At 61.7% G+C, this 16697-nt stretch carries 8 protein-coding genes; 1 reads left to right on the top strand and 7 read right to left on the bottom strand.

What is annotated here, in order from left to right; all coding sequences use genetic code 11:
• Positions 1–70: 70 nt before the first annotated feature.
• Positions 71–3049 carry an ATP-binding protein gene (locus CFB50_RS37205; RefSeq protein ID WP_089449357.1) on the bottom strand — a complete coding sequence of 993 codons (2979 nt, stop codon included), beginning with the start codon at positions 3047–3049 and terminating at the stop codon, positions 71–73.
• A 401-nt stretch (positions 3050–3450) separates the two neighbouring features.
• On the opposite strand from CFB50_RS37205, the gene CFB50_RS37200 reads away from it, so the two are divergent.
• The gene (locus CFB50_RS37200; protein ID WP_089449356.1) at positions 3451–4371 is read left to right on the top strand and encodes an AraC family transcriptional regulator; all 921 of its coding nucleotides are present in this window, start codon (positions 3451–3453) and stop codon (positions 4369–4371) included.
• 92 nt (positions 4372–4463) lie between these two features.
• Here CFB50_RS37200 and CFB50_RS37195 read toward each other — a convergent pair whose 3' ends face one another.
• From CFB50_RS37195 to CFB50_RS37170, 6 genes are all read right to left on the bottom strand, one after another.
• Positions 4464–5897 (bottom strand): aminotransferase-like domain-containing protein, encoded by a 1434-nt coding sequence (locus CFB50_RS37195; RefSeq protein ID WP_089449355.1) that lies wholly within the window; start codon positions 5895–5897, stop codon positions 4464–4466.
• 220 nt (positions 5898–6117) lie between these two features.
• Positions 6118–6573: a DUF3331 domain-containing protein gene (locus CFB50_RS37190; protein ID WP_089449354.1), complete on the bottom strand. Its 456-nt coding sequence runs from the start codon at positions 6571–6573 to the stop codon at positions 6118–6120.
• A 311-nt stretch (positions 6574–6884) separates the two neighbouring features.
• Positions 6885–8060 (bottom strand): ATP-binding response regulator, encoded by a 1176-nt coding sequence (locus CFB50_RS37185; RefSeq protein ID WP_089449353.1) that lies wholly within the window; start codon positions 8058–8060, stop codon positions 6885–6887.
• Between the two features lie 5 nt (positions 8061–8065).
• On the bottom strand, positions 8066–10717 hold the full coding sequence (locus tag CFB50_RS37180; protein WP_179254275.1) for a hybrid sensor histidine kinase/response regulator: 2652 nt from the start codon (positions 10715–10717) through the stop codon (positions 8066–8068).
• Position 10718: 1 nt separating this feature from the next.
• Positions 10719–15716 carry an AAA family ATPase gene (locus tag CFB50_RS37175; protein ID WP_256979417.1) on the bottom strand — a complete coding sequence of 1666 codons (4998 nt, stop codon included), beginning with the start codon at positions 15714–15716 and terminating at the stop codon, positions 10719–10721.
• A 37-nt stretch (positions 15717–15753) separates the two neighbouring features.
• On the bottom strand, positions 15754–16437 hold the full coding sequence (locus CFB50_RS37170) for a response regulator transcription factor (RefSeq protein ID WP_089449351.1): 684 nt from the start codon (positions 16435–16437) through the stop codon (positions 15754–15756).
• Positions 16438–16697 lie beyond the last annotated feature (260 nt).

Below are 16697 nucleotides of genomic sequence, written 5' to 3'. Positions count from 1 at the left end.
GCCGCACCGCCTGCGTCGGCACGCCTGCTGCGATCGCGCGGCCGCACTGCCGTACCGGATTCGCGCATCGTCATGCCGCCTGCTGCGCCGCGTCGGCGGCATCGCGTCGCGCGCGCGTCAGGCACGGCGCGAGCGGCGCATCCTGACGGACGAAGTTCTGCACCCGCAGCAAACGGCGCACGTCGTGGGCGCGCGAATGCGGATCGAAGTGCCGCGCGACACCGGCGACCAGCGCCGACGCCTGCGCGGTGTGCCCGCGCTCGATCAGGTGATCGGCGAGATCGAGCGAGCTGCGCAGCGCCCACATCGCGGCGCCCTGCGCGTTCGCGGTCTGGATCGCCATCTGCAGATGACGATGCCCGTCGGCCTCGTACGCCACGGCGAGATCCGCGCCGACGGTGCGCGCCTGTTCGAGCATCGCGACGCCTCTCACGCGCAGCAGTTCGGGGACGAACAGGTGCTCGCCGTGCGCGCGGCAGCGCGCGAGCGTCGCATCGAGCCGCGTGCGCGCTTCATCCGCGCGGCCGGTCCGCACGAGGCCCTCCGCGTACGCGACGGTCAACGGCGCGAGCACGCGCCGGAAGCCGCTCGCCTCGACGCGCCGCAGCGCGGGTTCGAGCCGCGCGAGGCCGGCGCCGGGATGGCCGGCCTGGATGTCGAACTCGCCGGTCAGGCATTCCGCGTGACTGCGCCAGATGTCGAAACCGTGCGCGTCGGCGGTCGCGCGCAGCGTCGCGAGATAGTCGGAGGTGATGTCGTGATCGCCGTAGCGCAGCGCGATCGGCACGGCGGCCGCGCCGAGCACGATGCACAGCGAGAGCGGCGACGGGCTGCGATGCGCATGCTCGACCGCCTGCGCGGCGACCCGCATCGCGTGCTCGGGCTCGCCTTGCATCCAGAGCAGACGGATCAGCATCGTGCGCCCGAGCGTCGCCATGTCGACGCCCAGCGCGGCCTGCGCGCACGGCGGTTCGCCCGCATCGGCGAGCTCGGCCATCGCCGCTTCCAGCCGCTCGCGCGCCTGGGCGTGCTCGCCGAAGTAATGCAGCGACGTCGCGACCATCGTGTTCGCCAGCAACCGCTGCGAGCGGTCGCCGCGCCGCTCGGCCGCCCGCTCGAAGCGGGTCGCGTAGCGCAGCGATTCGTGAATGTCCGACAGCGTCAGCATCGTGTTCCACAGTCCGACCAGCGCGCGCGCGTCGAACGCATCGTCGCCGATGTGCGCGGCGAGACCGAGCGTGTGATCCCACATCGCGGCGGCGGCCAGCGCATCGCCGTCGGTATGCAGCAGCGCCGACGCGCAGGCCGCCCGCAGCCGCATCTCGCGCGCGGCGTCAACCGGGTCCGTCGCGCCCGTGTCGAGTCCGTCGAGCAGCTCTCTCGCACGCGCCGTGCACGCGCGCATCCGCGACGGCTCCAGCAGCGCGTGCGTCAGCCGGTCGGGCTCGGGCACGTCGGCGACCTCGGCGGCCTCGGCGGCGTCAGCCGGTTCGTCCACGGCCAGCGCGGGCGCATCGGCGGGCGGCACGTCGGCGGGCGTCACGGGCGCCACGAGACGCACGGGCGCACGCTCGCGCTCGTACTCCGCATGGCGCGCGACGATGCGCTCGAACTCGCCTTCGTTGTGCAGTTTTTCGAGCGCGTATGCGCGCGTCGATTCGGTCAGCCGGTAGCGCGCAGACGCGCCATGGAACTCGACGGTCACCAGCGATTTCGCCACCAGCTCGCCGAACACCGCGATCATGTCGGCGGCCGACGTGCCGGGCTCGGTGGCGACCGCCTGCGCGGCATCGAACGAAAACGGCCCGATGAAGCACCCCATCCGGCGAAACAGCGTGCGCGCGGCCCGATCGAGCAGCACGTAGCTCCAGTCGAACGTCGCGCGCAGCGTCTGATGACGCGGCAGCGCCGAGCGCAGCCCGCCCGTCAGCAGGTTCAGCCGGTCGTCGAGACGCGAGGCGACGACCGCGAGCCCGAGCGTCGCCACGCGCGCCGCGGCCAGCTCGATGGCGAGCGGCAGCCCATCGAGGCGCCGGCAGATGTCGCCGATCAGCCGCACGCCGGCCTCGTCGACCGCGCAATCCGGCGCGGCCGCGCGCACGCGTTCGAGGAACAGCTCGACGGCCGAACAGCGGACGATTTCGTCGGCGGACGCGTTGCCGTCCGGCACCGCGAGCGGGCTCATGCGCAGCACCGCTTCAGCCGAGATGTGCAGCGGCTCGCGGCTCGTGACGAGCACGCGCAGCGAGCCGGCACTCGACGTCAGCGTTTCGACGAGGCTCGCGACGAGATCGACGATGTGTTCGGCATTGTCGAGCACGAGCAGGCAGCGCGACGCCGCGAACGCGGCACCGATGTCCTCGACGGCGGGCGCGCGCTGCGTGTCCAGGCCGAACTCGGCCGCGAGGGCGATCAGCATGTCGTCGCGCGTCCCCGCGCGCGCCAGCTCCACGAACAGCACGCGCTCGCGCGAGCGGCTGCGCACCGCGTGGGCCACGCGTACGGCGAGGCTCGTCTTGCCGATGCCGCCCGCGCCGACGAGCGTGACGACCGGCGTGCGTTCGAGCATGTCGACGATCTGCGCGATTTCGGCGTCGCGCCCGACGAGCGGCGCGAGCAGCGACGACGCGGGCGCATCGGGCGCATCGGGCGCATCGGGCGCATCGGGCGCATCGGACGATACGGCGACGGCCGGCGGCACCGCGACGGCCGGCGCTTCGGCCACGGCCACGGGCACGGGCACGAGGTCCGGGCCGGGCGACGCGCTCGCCACCAGCAGGTAGCCGCGTCCGGGCACCGTCTTGATCAGATCGCGGTTCGCGCCGAGCGCCTTGCGCAGCGTCGCCACATGCACCTGAAGCCGGTTTTCCTCGACGATCAGGCCCGGCCAGACCGCATCCATGATGTCGTCTTTCGATACGACCGACCCGCTCGCGCGGTGCAGGACTTCGAGAATGTCGAGCGCGCGCGCGCCGATGCGCAGCGACGAGCCGTGGCGCCGAATGTCGCGCTGCTCGAAATCCACCGACAAAGTTCCGATCTGGATCATGGCCGCCTCCGGGTCCCTCGGGATGGCTGCCGGATGAACGCGGCAGTTCATCCGGCAGGAAGTCCGCGTCCGGCGCACCGTTGCACCGGACGGAGAATGTCGAATTCCGGACCAAGTGTAGACAGATGGCCGCTGAAAATCTTGAAGGAAAATGCGCTCGGCACGCGGATTTCGGTCGGGCGCGGCCGGCACGATCACTTGCGTGTCAAAGTGGGGCGCTATATTCTGCCGGACCGCTCGTGCAGGCGTTGCGCCGGAATACGCCGCCACCGCGCACCCGCATTGAAAGCAATTTGTCAGAATGGCGAGCGTACGTTTATGCAAATTCATTTTGAACGTTCGCGTGCGCATCTAAACTGGACTCGTCATTTCACGCACCGAGTCCCTCGCTGGGGAATTCCATGTCAGACACCGTCATCGCCGCGCCGGTGACAGCGCCTCCGCCGCTGCCGAAAGACACGCTCGGCTGCGTGTCGAGCCTGCTGGCGAAGGATGTCGAGACGACATCCGGCGGCCTGAAGCTTCACCGCAAATGCATGCGCGAAGCGCACGTCGAGCGCATCGAGATGCCGCCGTGCGAACGCGGCTTCCTGGTCGGCGTGTCGCTGAACGGCGGCCACCGCCGGACGCTGTATGGGCGCGGCGCCGCGAGCGAACGCCGGTTCGAGCATCACTCGATCTACATTCGCGATTTTTCCCGCCCTTTCCACGCGGATCTGTACGGCAACTTCGACTTCGTGCTGGTCGAGCTGCCGCATGCGTATCTCGAACGCGTCGGCCCCGAGCACGGCGGCCAGCCGATCGGCGGCCTCACGTGCCGTCCCGACGTCCGCGATCCGGTGCTCGGGCATCTCGCGCACGCGGTAGCCGACAGCCTCGACGCCCCCGGCCCGCTGAACGCGCTGTTCATCGAACAGATCGGGCTCGCGATGGGCACGCATCTGGTGCGCCGCTACGGCAACGCGCGCACGCGCGAGCTCGAACGCAAGGGCGTGCTGTCTCCCGCGAAGGTGGCGCGCGCCCAGGAGCTGTTGATGGAAAAGGCGGACCTCGGCGTATCGATCGAGGAAGTGGCGAACGAATGCGACCTGTCGCGCGGCTATTTCATCCGCGCATTCTCGCGCACCACCGGCCGCACGCCGCACCAATGGCTGCTCGAACAGCGCGTAATACGCGCACGCGAACTGATCGAGACGTCCGACATGACGCTGGCCGACATCGCGGTCGCGTGCGGCTTCTCGGACCAGAGCCATCTCAACCGCGTATTCGCCCGGATCGTGGGTCATCCGCCCGGCGTGTGGCGGCGCACCCGGTCGCGCTGAACGCTCGTGCGTCGCGGCGCACGGCGCGCGTGCGCCGGATCGTCGCGTGCCACTCGTCGGACGCGATCTCCGATTGATCGAACAACCTCGTACTAGACGCAGAAAAAGTCAGGGCTTTGTGCGAGTCGGCCGACGGTTACGACAGACTGCTCAACATCAGAGGACCAAGGACTACTGTAGTTCAACCGGATAAAACTTCGGTAGTTCCCGGTGGCCGAGAACATGTAGCCGGGGCCGATCGTGATCCCCTGCTCCAGCGCGAGCTGGTACAGCCGCATCGCATCGAGCGGCGCGGGCAGTTCGACCCACAGCACGTATCCGCCCGCCGGGCTCGAGATGCGCGTGCCCTCCGGAAAGAACCGCGACACCATCGCGCGCATCAGGTTCGCCTGCTGCGCATACGCCTTGCGCAGGCGCCGCAGGTGATGCTCGTAGCCGTCCCGTTCCAGAAACTCCGCGATCGCGAGCTGCGGCAACGACGGCGTCGCGAGCGTGTTCAGGAATTTCAGCTTCTCGACCTGATCGCGGTAGCGGCCCGGCAGCGCCCAGCCGATCCGGTACGCGGCCGTCAGGCTCTTCGAGAACGACGAGCAGTGCAGCACGATCCCGCTGCGGTCATACGACTTCAGCGAACTCGGATGCGCATCGCCGAAATACAGCTCGTTGTACACGCCGTTCTCGATCAGCGGCATCCCGGTCTTCGTCGCGAACTCGACCAGCTCGCGCTTGCGCTCGTCCGGCATCTGGAAGCCGAGCGGGTTCTGGAAGTTCGGCATCACCATGCACGCGGCGATCGGCTGCGACTTCGCGATCGCGGCCAGCGCCGCGATGTCGATCCCGTACTCCGGATGCGTTGCCACCTCGATCGCCTTCATCCCCATGCGCTCGATCGCGTGCAACATCGCATAGAACGTCGGCGATTCCACCGCGATCGTGTCGCCCGGCTTTGCCACCGCCTGCAGGCACAGATTGATCGCCTCCGTCGCGCCGACCGTCACGATGATCTCGTTCGGGTCCACCGACATCCCGTTCTCCAGGTAGCGGCGCGCGATCTGACGGATCAGCCGCGGATGGCCGGGCGGCAGCCCGTCGGTCACGCCCCACAGCGACTTGTCGCGACCGGCCTCGTATACGTAGCGGTTCAGCTTCTCGAACGGGAACAGGCTCGGGTCCGGATACGGCGAGCCGAGCGGCACCGCGTCATCCGTGCCGACCGAGCGCAGCGTCGACAGCACGAGCCGGCTCACGTCGACCGACGACGAGATCGCGATCGGCTTCGATGGCCGCAGCTCGCGCACCGGCGCGTGGCCGTCGTCGCGCCGCAGCTTCACGAAATAGCCCGACTGCGGTCGGCTTTCGAGCAACCCGCGGCTTTCCAGCAGCAGATACGCATGCAGCACGGTCGTGATGCTGATCCGATGTTGCTGGCTCGCCTGCCGCACCGACGGAATCCGGTCGCCATGCCGATACACACCGTGGCGGATCAGGCGCTCGATGTCGTCCGCGAGTTTTTCGTATCGCTTCATTGAGTCCCTTGCTTCCATGTGGCTGGAATTGGCTGCGAGATTTCGGACACGGCATCACACCGAGGTGACCAGTCTCAGCTATTTGGATTGCTTGCGTTGTCGTTAGCTGCAAGTGATCTGAATGCGTAACTGCGCTGCTGTTGCAGGCGAATTAGTAGCGTAGGCCAACGGTGAATCAGAATCTCTTCCTTCGCAATCCTGCTGAACATAGTGGAAGAAGCTAGTTCGGACCAAGGGGACGGACATCGCCAGAGGAGTCGTAAACCGCCTTGCTTCGTCCCCGCAACGTTCGCGGCAGAAACTCATCGAATGCTGACGCAAGTACCATCTCGCGGGAGTTCGCGGGGCGTTTCGCGCACCGGATCTGAGGCTTGTAGATCGCATCCCCGCAACGGATCACGCGCCCCGTCAGCGCGCAGCGGCCGACCGTGCGCGCCTTCGCAATGATCCAGCGTTGTTCATCGTAGCGGCAGTGAGTCGGGTCACTCCATGACAACAAGACCGACGAATCGGTATTCCGCTCAGCCGAAACGATTGCGGTTCGACGCCGCGGGATGCTGCTAATCGAAACGGGCACGTCCTTCCGTCCTCGGATGCGGGGCACCATCCAGCGATCCGCGTCGAGCGGTGGGTTTAGCAGCGAAATCACTCGCTCCCAGCGATTGAACTCGTTCATGGCGGAGTATCCAAGCAAATGACAAGCGGTCCAGTTACTTCGGGCCCGTTCGCATCGCAAGTTCTTCGTGTGCCATCGCGAATCGCCGCGGAATACAGCGAGTGACCCAAGGCTCACAATAATTGAGCCGTCACTGAAGAGTCTTTGTCACACGCTTAAAGGATCTGCAGCACCTTAATCAGAGAAGCATCGCGCCGATACCGAGTCGCGACATGTGTGCAGCGAGCCGACGTCGAAGCACTTTTCCCGCCCCCTTTCAGCGAAGTACGCGTCTCGTAGCGAAGCCCACGAGGCGCCCCAACAAGCATCCATCAACTGGAACGATGCCGGTGACTGTCGAGTCGCCGGGAAACCGTCAGCTTTACCGCCAGCCCAGGATTATTGTCGGCCAGGGTTAGCGTGCCTCGATGCAACGTGGCGACGCTCTGGACCAACGAGAGTCCCAGGCCCACGCCAGGCGTACCCCGGCTCGCATCGCCACGATAGAACCGCTCCGTTACCTTTTCCTTTTCAGCAGCAGGGACCCCAGGACCATCGTCTGCAACCGATATCTCGATGAGGTCGTCACGTTCGTTCACTGACACAATCACGCGTGATTTCGCGTACTTCAGCCCGTTGTCAATCAGGTTGCCAACCGCTTGGGCAATAAGTAGTGGATCCACCACTGCGTCCAGTTCGGCGGGACAAGCATGCGAAAGCGCAATCCCACCCAGGTCGGCCAACGGCTGGTAGAAGTCCACCGCCTCGGACGCGATTTCTGCGACATTACTGGCAACAAAGCCGGACCTTCGAACCCCTGCGTCGATTTCGGCCAGACGGAGAAGCGCATTGAAGATGCCAATCACTCGGTCGATATCATTGAGCGAACCCTCAAGTCGCTCAAGACCGTCAGTATCGAGCTTGTCTTTCAGATCGAAGATCATCACCTCCATCCGCGACCGAAGTTCAGCGAGGGGCGTCCGCAAATCATGAGCAATTGCATTCGATGTGTTTCGAACGCTGTTTATCATCTCCAGCAGCGCCTCTTGCGCTTCCTGTCGCCGCTCCACTTCTTCATGAAGACGCGCGTTGCGATCCTGGAGAGCCATTTGCAATCGCCGCAGCTTGACGTGCGTGCGCACCCGTGCGAGCAATTCCTCCATTTGCAAGGGCTTGGTGACATAGTCGACTGCCCCAACCTGGAAACCCGCGGTCTTGTCTTCCGTACGCGATAGCGACGTCATGAAGATGATGGGAATATCCCTCGTCTCAGGCTTGGCCTTCAAACGTTGGCAAACCTCGAACCCGTCCAAGCCTGGCATCATCACGTCGAGCAGTATCAAGTCTGGGCGCACAAGCACCGCACGGCTCAGTGCCTCTTCACCGTCCCGCGCAATCGAGACTTGCAGACCGCTGCCCTCAAGGAAGTCGACCACCAACCCCAAGTTAGCCGCCGTATCATCAACCACCAAGACTACAGGTGGATCTTTTCCGAAGTCATCTGGCATCTGGACTAACTTCCATTTAGATTTTTCTCGATGAGCGCAACTAGCTCTCGGGACTCGAAGTTCTCCGCAAGATTGCACACCTTGTTGGCGAAATCCTCGTAATGGCTGTCGCTTGTTCGGAGCGACTCAATGTGTCGAATGACTTCCCGCATCGAACCTCTGAGCGCGAGGTTGTGTAACACCTCCATGCTCGCCCGAGGAGGAAGGACGAATGGCGCCGTTGCTTCGACATCGGAAAGTTTTGTACCGCTCTGACACGAGCGATCCGAGTGGAGTTCCACTGGCGTGCACACGTGGTCCGGTGCGTCATCAACCATGCCTCCACCCAACATCGATTGACTACAGCCCATGTCGTCAGGTTCGGACGATTCCCGGGAGGAATCTTCGATCAACAAATCGAACCCGAATTTACTTCCCCGCCCATATTCACTCTCGACGAAGATTTCGCTACCCATGAGGCGAGCCAAATGCTGGCTGATGGAAAGTCCCAAGCCTAGACCGGCACGCCTACGTTCGCTGTCACCTGCCTGCTCAAACGGCTGAAACACGCGCTCGATATCGTCAGGCTTGATACCAAGCCCGGTATCTGTCACTTCGAACCTCATGACACTGCCTGGAAGCATCGTCACCGAAAATGCCACCTCTCCGACGTCCGTAAACTTCACTGCATTGGACAACAAATTGAGCAGCACCTGCCGCAATCGTTTTTCATCGACACGAATGATCGCCGGGAGGTCTGGCGCAATCGTGCAGGTCAGAACAATCCCCTTTTCACGCGCTCGCACGCTGACCATCTCTGCAAGCATTTTGAGAAAGGGTGCAAGCAACAGATCCATTGCTTCCAGATCAATCCGGCCAGCGCCAGTACGCACGAAGTCCAGCAAGTCATTAATCAACGTGACAAGATGCGACCCACTTTGCTCAATCAGCGACACATGTGACTTCTGACGCGTGCTTAGCTCATCACTACGCCGCAAAAGTTGCGCGTAACCGAGAATGCAGTTCAGCGGCGTGCGAAGTTCGTGGCTGATATTGGCCAGGAACTGATCCTTCGCCTTGTTGGCAGATTCCGCCTCGTCACGCGCAATGCGCACAGTCTCCTCGAGCGCTTTGCGTTCCGTGATGTCCTGGAGAATGCCGATCGAATGCTGAACTTGCCGGTCGGCGTCACGCTGTATGGAGACGCAAACACTGACCCACACTGGGGAGCCGTCACCACGCATGAGGACTTTCTCCTCTGCATAGTGAGAGAATTCATCGTCGATCAGCTTCTTGAATAGATTGACGCTGTTCGGGACACTCCGCCGCTCGGTGATATCCATAAACGTCATCGACAGCAGTTCGTCGCGCCTGTAACCCACGATATCGCAATAGCGCTGGTTGACGCGGAGGAATCGCCCGCTCGGATCGCAGTGCGCTATCCCTACCGCGGCATTTTCAAACGTTCCCCGGAAGCGCTCTTCGCTAGTCCGCAGCGCAGATTCCGCGTACTTCAGTTCCGTAATGTCGACCATGGTGCCGCACACGCGCGCGGCCGCCCTGGAGGAAAGCTGCCTCGATGCGCCGCGCGTCAAGACCCATCGATAAGTCCCGTCGTGATGAAGCAAGCGGTGTTCAACGCCAAAGAGACCCTCTGGTACCCTGCTACATCGCCAAAACGCTTCGCGCAGGCGCTCCCGGTCATCGGGATGAACAAGCTGCATCACGTGGTCGAGGTCCGGTGCGGTATGACCTTCGGTGTAACCCAACCACGTCAGGATGTTCCAACACTTCAGCGACAGTTCGCGTCTGTCTTCACCCGGAATCTCAGCCGCCCACACCCCGACTTTCGAGCCGCGCATCGCAACGTCCAGCCTTTCATTGGTCTCACGCAGGATTTCGGCTTGGGCGGCCTTACGCGTTTCCGTCGCATCGCGAATGACAAATACCATGCCGATCACGCCGCCCGAGTCGCTCACGATCGGCGTCCCACGGTTTTCAACCGGTACCGAACGTCCCGCTTTTCCGACCAGCGTTGTCCGCGGAGGAAACTTGATGACACCGCCTTCGCGCAAAACAGCAGCAACGTTGATGTTCAGCGGCGCGGCTGTATCCTCGTCGAACAAATCCAGAACTTCTTCGAGCGGCTTCCCTATTGCGTCGCCCCGCGACCATTCCGTCAACGATTCTGCAACGGGATTGATCAGCGTAATGTCGCCCTTGAAGTCTGTCGCGATGACACCATCACCGATGCTATCCAGCGTAACGGCATAGCGCTGCTCGCTCTCGCGCAATCGACGCTCGGCATCGTGCTTATAGAGCGCCATCTCGACGACCGTCCGCAACTGGACGTCATCGAAGGGCTTTAACACGTAGCCGAATGGCTCGGTCACGGTGGCACGTCGTACCGTTTCCTCATCGGCATAGGCTGTCAGGAAAACAATGGGCAAATTGAACGACTCGCGCAAATGCCGAGCCGTATCGATACCGTCGAGTCCTCCCTCGAGCCGCACATCCATGAGGACAAGGTCGGGCATTTCCTTCGCCGCCAAGGTTATCGCTTCTTCCCCGGTCGCGACACTTCCTATGACGACATGCCCGCATCGATGCATTTGCTGGGCAATGTCACGAGCGACGACCCGATCGTCTTCGACTATCAATATGCGCGCGGCTGACATGTTAGAGGCCGCCTGTCTGTTGTAGTCCGAAGTGAATGTCGAAGGCCGTCCCGCCCGAGCGACGAATCTCCACTGAACCATGGATCTGCCTGGCGAGGTCAAAGACAAGCTGCAGCCCAAGTGACTCCGCAGTTTCCAGCGAGAACTCCGGCGACAAGCCAATGCCGTCGTCGGTGACGCTCAGCCGATATCCGTCGCCTTCACTCGCCACCAACTCGACACGGAGTCGCCCGCTTCGGCCGTCTGGATAAGCGTGCTTCAGTGCATTCGACACGAGTTCGTTGACGATCATGCCGCAGGCTATCGCGCGGTTCATGTCGAGCTGTACATCGTCAACGACAACGTCCAGGTGGACGTTCAATTGACTCAACTTGTAGATACGCGAAAGATGGGCGCAAAGATTCCTGATGTGTGGCGCCATGTCGATGCGTGCGAAGTTGCCCGCCCGATACAGGTTTTCATGGACCATCGCCATCGAACGAACGCGGTTTCGACTCTCCTGAAACTGCTCGGAAACCGCCTGGTCCTGGACGCGTGATGCCTGGAGGCTTAGCAGACTGCTGATGAGTTGCAGGTTATTCTTCACCCGATGGTGTACCTCCTGCAGGAGCGCATCCTTCTCTTCAAGCAGCGCCTCGACCTGCTCCAGAGATGCGTTCTCGATCGAAATCGCCGCCTGCGACGCCAGCAACTTGAGGACGGTCATCCGGGATGGCGTGAACGCTCCGGGAGCAAGCTCGTTCTCGAGGTACAGTGCGCCGACCAACCTTGTCTGCTTGACCAGCGGCAGACATAGTACCGAGCGCGAAGCCTTTCCACTAAAGTACTCGTCTGACGAAAACGGGTTCTCCGTCGTCGCGTCGTCAACCAGCAATGTCTGTTGGGCGCGAAGGCAATAGTGAAGCATCGAAAGCGGCACGGTCTTCTGCGAGGCGGCTCGCCGCTCTACGTGCACCTCACCGCCCTCAGTGGCTTCGGCTTCGATAAAGAGCTGTTCTTCGTGTGGAAGAATGAGCAGCGCACGTCGAGCTCCCGTATGCTCAAGGAGAATGGTCATCAGCGTGTTCATCAGGCGCTCGAGCACCCGCTCGCTTGAAATTGCCTGTGAAGCCTTGACGACCGTTTCCACTTCCAGCCGATTCTCGCCGACACCAGACAACGAAGGCCCGAGTTCGTTGGCTGCAAGGCCCGGATAGGCTGAATCCAGAATTTTGACCTTGGCCATCGCCCCCCAGTTGAGGTAGGCCGACCGAGCACCTCGCAGATAGACTGCCGCGATCGTTGCGAAGTCCCGTTTCACGTAGAACCGGCCAGCCAGTTCACACGCCAAGCCCTCGAGATGCAGGAATCCGTTGCTGCGAGCGCCCTCGATGGCCCGTTCGTACAGACGCATCGCTTCCAAAGCGTTACCGTCCATACGCGCGATTTCCGCATCGACCAACGCTGCACGAGCAGCGAAGTTAGCAGGATTGGCCAGTGCCCAGCCCCGAAGCTTATTGACGTGCTCGGCGAGTTCCGCGTCCATGACGACGTCGGCTTGTGACGAGAGGTTCTCCTTTGCCGCGAGCAATGTCAGCGCGGAAAAGAAGTGATATACGGCAAGCTCTTGATGTCCCCATGTGGTCCACAACAAAGGCGCTGCCTTTTTCCCGGCCTCCATCGCGCCCGCAATGTCGCCTGCGAAATACTTTGCTTCTTGTTTGCGGATCCAGTACCAGCACGCGGCAATATCCAGCGCACGGTTGTCTGCGAAATGTTGCTCCAGGGCGCTCTCGCTCGGATAGTCCGCGTCGACTGAACCGAACCATGGCGTAGTCCCTCGGACTTCACGAATCAGCGCGAGCTGCGAATTGATGATGTCCACGATCAGCCCGAACCCGGCACGACGGACGATTCGCAGCCGCTCGACAGCCAGTTCTTCAACGTCAGCCAGCGGAACAGAAGCCGCAAGAAGCGTCGTGACGAGGCAGCAACTGGAGAATCCGATGTACGTAAGGTCACCGCTTTGCGATGCAACCTCGAATGCTCGTCGCAAAAGTGGAATCCCTGCTCGTATGTGCTCCGTCCATGGCATGACGTGGTAAGCAAAGCACATGTAGACGCGTGCACGGAACCGGTCGAGCCCCTTCTCATCGACGAGCGCCATCGCGAGCTTGCCAAATTCGTACGCGGTGGCGTAATCCCCGAAGAGCGGGCCGACAACCATGCCCAAGTAGGCAAATCCCAGCGACGATGCATCGGCATTGCCGTTCGCGATGCTCAAATTCGCCATGGTCGTCAATATCAGACACACCAGGTTCTCGTCGGTGAAAAAGGCCGGTGGCAACGCTGCCGTGAAAACGTCCAGCGTTGCTTCCAGCACTTCATCGTCGAGCAACCGGTTATCCCGCAAAGCAGCGATCGACCCTGTCTGAATTTTGGCGACTAGCTTTTCGTACTCTTTATCGACTTCTCCGCGGCCAGGATGAGGTACCCAATTGACGCCGACCGCGCGCAGATAGCCCAGGCAAATTGCCACCGCTTCATCCAGCTGGCCCAAAGCGGTATGCAGCGTAATCCGCAGGAAAGCAACGGCTGCCTTGTCACGTACGCTTTCAGCGTATGCTTCAAGGCGACGCAAGCGCTCGTCTGCCAACACCGGGCTCCCTGCAAGGAACGTGCACTCTGAAAGCAATAGTTCAAGGGAGAATTTTTCGCGGTAATGGGTCTGCCATGCTCGATCGTCCAATATCTCGGCGCCAACCTCGAGATAGGTCAGCGCGGTCCCATAGGCAGCCGCGTCTCGCGCGCGACGGCCCGCGCGCAGGTTCAGGAGGGCGACACGCGTGCGCACCCGCGGTTCGCTTATTGCGTGGAGTGCCCGGTTGTACTGGTTGACGATCTCGAAGACGTTCCGCTCGAAACTCGGGTCCATCTCTCCGGTATCCAACCGAGCGCCTATCCGCAGATGCGATGGCGCACGCTCTGCTTCGGCAAGCAGCGCGTACGCAGCCTCTTGAATCCTGTCGTGGACAAAAGTGTACCCATCCGACCGGCGGTAAACGAGGCCTTGCGCTATTGCGTCAGCGAGCGCAAGGTCAACTTCACCGTTCGACTGCCCGCTCACCTGGGCCAGGACCGACGTGGCCACCGTGGCGCCAACGCAAGCGAAATCAGCAAGCAATTGTCGTGTGCGATCGGGCAGCCGCCCAATCCTCTGCACCATCAGGTCAACGACGCTATCCGGGAAAGCAGCCTGCGCAATGTGGCGCATGTTCCACGCCCATTCTCGTGTGGCACGGTCGAACGTCAGATGCCCTTCGTCGGCCAGCACGCGCAGGAACTGAACGGCAAAGAATGGATTTCCCGCCGTTTTCTCAAACATCAACTGCGCCAACTTGCCCGTCTCTGGCGCATCACTGCGCGTGGCGTCACGGACGAATCGTTCCATATCGCCAACCGCCAAAGGTGCCAACAACAGATGCTGGACATGAACGGCGGCACTTTCTCGTGCGTCGCCGATGATGCGCGCAAGGGGATGACTAGGACCGACCTCGTTGTCGCGGAACGCCCCAATGAGCAATAAGTGAGCAATGCCGGCCCCCTGCCCGAGCGCCTCCAGTACCGAAATAGTTCCGGCGTCCAGCCACTGGAGATCGTCCAGAAACAATACAAGCGGCTGTTCGGGCGTGGCGAACGCCCCGATGAACCGTGTCAACGTTGTAACGAAGCGCTTCTGTGCCTCCGGAGGCGGCACATCCGACATCATGGGTTGCGGCCCGATGATCTCCTCGAGCGCCGGGATGAGGTCAGTGAGCAAGCGGCCATTTGATCCCAGCGCCTGTTCGATGCGCTTGCGCCACTTTGCCAGTTCCCGCTCGTCCGCCTTTTGAACCTGCTTGACGATCGATTCCATGCTCTGCGCAATCGTCGCATACGGGATATCACGCTTGTACTGGTCGAACTTGCCTGACGCAAATCGCCCGCGGCCCATCACATGGTGGAATTCTTCGACCAGCGCCGATTTCCCGATCCCCGAGTAACCGGACACCAACACAAACTCGGTGATGTCGGCACGGGCAACCCGGTCCAAGGCATCAGTCAGCGCGTTTAGCTCGGGTTCTCGCCCGTAAAGTCGGTCAGGAATCAACAGCCGCTCGTGCGAGTCCATCGTTCCGAGCAGGAACGGTGCAAAGCCCGCGCCTCCACGGAATTGCGCTTCGCATAAGCGCAGGTCATGTTCGACGCCGCGGGCCATCTGGTACCTATCCTCCGCTGCTTTGGCGAGTAACTTGTCGACAATGGCTGCGAGCGATTCGGGGACGTGAGGAACATGCTCATGCAGCGGCGCAGGCTTGCGTGCCGTGTGGCAGTAGAGCCATTCCCCCGGGGTGTTCGCGGAGTACGGATACTTCGTCGTCAGCATCCAATAGATGAGGATACCTAGCGAGTACAAGTCGGAGCGTGGATCGACGGGCCGATTGACAAGCCCGGTTCGCTCAGGCGCGAGATACGGATAGGTGGCCGCATGCGTGCGGGACAGATCCCCCTCGATGCCGGGAGAACCGACCAATGCGGCAGCTTCAAACCCCGTCAGCGCTACCGCCCAAGTGGCAGGCTGAACAAGCAGATGTGCCGGCCGTACATCATTGTGTATTACTTTTCGCCGGTGGAGCACGTCCAGGGCGGACGCTGCATTCGCGGCAATCGTCAGGATCTGGTCGAACGAAAGCAGGGACGTATCCAGTGCGGACAGGGGAACGCCGCCCGGGTCCTTGAGAAGTAGCGAAATGGAGGAACTGTCCCGAACGAATTCAACAGGCAGCGTGAAGCGTGGACCATCCAAGTGGGCGCGAAGCGAATAGACGTTCTCGAGCAATGCCAGCGTTTGTCCGAGAGGTTGGCTAGCGGCTGGCCTCAGAGCCAATCGCGACGCCCCGCCATCGGCCGCCTCGATTCGCGATAAAACGAATATGCCGTCGTCCCATAGCAATTGGACCATCGATTCTTCAAATTCCATGATTCTCCGTCCGTTCCCTTCGCTCCGACGCGCGCTATTATCCGTTCGCCGAGAGCATGTACCCAGCGTTGCGGACGGTTCTCAAGAGTGATACGTCAAACCCCGTGTCAATCTTCTGCCGAAGCTTGCTCACGTGCACATCCACCACGTTCGTCTGTGGATCAAAGTGGTAGTCCCAGATGTTCTCCAGGAGCATCGTGCGCGTCACGACCTGTTCGGCGTGCCGCATCAGGTACTCGAGCAGCTTGAACTCGCGCGGCTTGAGCGTGATGACCTTGCCCGCGCGCGAGACCTTCCGGGAAAAAAGGTCGATGGATAGATCTGCGCACTTGAGTGTCGATTCGACCACATCATTCTGTGACCGACGCAGGAGCACCTCCAGTCGCGCGAGTACCTCCCCAAAAGCAAACGGCTTGACGACATAGTCATCACCGCCTGTCTTGAGCCCTCGAATTCGTTCGTCGACAGCATCCAGTGCGCTCAAGATAAGCACCGGAACCTTGTTCCCCGTTGCTCTCATTGCCGCAATGATGCTGAGCCCGTCGACGCCTCCCGGCAGCATGCGGTCCAGGATGACGGCATCGTAAGCGCTACCCCCCATCGCCAGGAACATCCCGTCGCGCCCGTTATCCGCGGTATCAACGACGTGACCTGCCTCCATCAAGCCTTTTTTCAAAAAGCCGGCCACCTGCATGTTGTCTTCCACTACCAAGATTTTCATCAGTGTCACCTAACCTCTCGGCCCGACGGCCAACCTTGCATTATCCCGGCGGCTCGAAAACCCAGCCTTTTATTGAAAAATTAAATTATTTTAATGTTTCCACCATGTTCCGGCCATATCGGCATCAGACGCCCCACGCCGGGACAGTCAAAAAATACGGTTAATAGAAAGCATTAAAAAAAATTAATTCGGTGGCAACAAAGTCATATATTCAAGTCCGTTACTATCCGTTTGACACCGCTCCAGTGCGGCACGACACC

The sequence above is a fragment of the Burkholderia sp. AU33423 genome, from assembly GCF_002223135.1.
GTDB classification, from domain to species: domain Bacteria; phylum Pseudomonadota; class Gammaproteobacteria; order Burkholderiales; family Burkholderiaceae; genus Burkholderia; species Burkholderia lata_D.
Note: the sequence above shows the minus strand (reverse complement) of the source record. Positions and strands in the feature narration are given on the sequence as shown.

Excerpts from the sequence above, each read along its gene's own strand:
- CFB50_RS37205 (WP_089449357.1), bottom strand. The coding sequence starts at position 3,049 with ATGATCCAGATCGGAACTTTGTCGGTGGATTTCGAGCAGCGCGACATT.
- CFB50_RS37200 (WP_089449356.1), top strand. The coding sequence starts at position 3,451 with ATGTCAGACACCGTCATCGCCGCGCCGGTGACAGCGCCTCCGCCGCTG.
- CFB50_RS37195 (WP_089449355.1), bottom strand. The coding sequence starts at position 5,897 with ATGAAGCGATACGAAAAACTCGCGGACGACATCGAGCGCCTGATCCGC.
- CFB50_RS37190 (WP_089449354.1), bottom strand. The coding sequence starts at position 6,573 with ATGAACGAGTTCAATCGCTGGGAGCGAGTGATTTCGCTGCTAAACCCA.
- CFB50_RS37185 (WP_089449353.1), bottom strand. The coding sequence starts at position 8,060 with ATGCCAGATGACTTCGGAAAAGATCCACCTGTAGTCTTGGTGGTTGAT.
- CFB50_RS37180 (WP_179254275.1), bottom strand. The coding sequence starts at position 10,717 with ATGTCAGCCGCGCGCATATTGATAGTCGAAGACGATCGGGTCGTCGCT.
- CFB50_RS37175 (WP_256979417.1), bottom strand. The coding sequence starts at position 15,716 with ATGGAATTTGAAGAATCGATGGTCCAATTGCTATGGGACGACGGCATA.
- CFB50_RS37170 (WP_089449351.1), bottom strand. The coding sequence starts at position 16,437 with ATGAAAATCTTGGTAGTGGAAGACAACATGCAGGTGGCCGGCTTTTTG.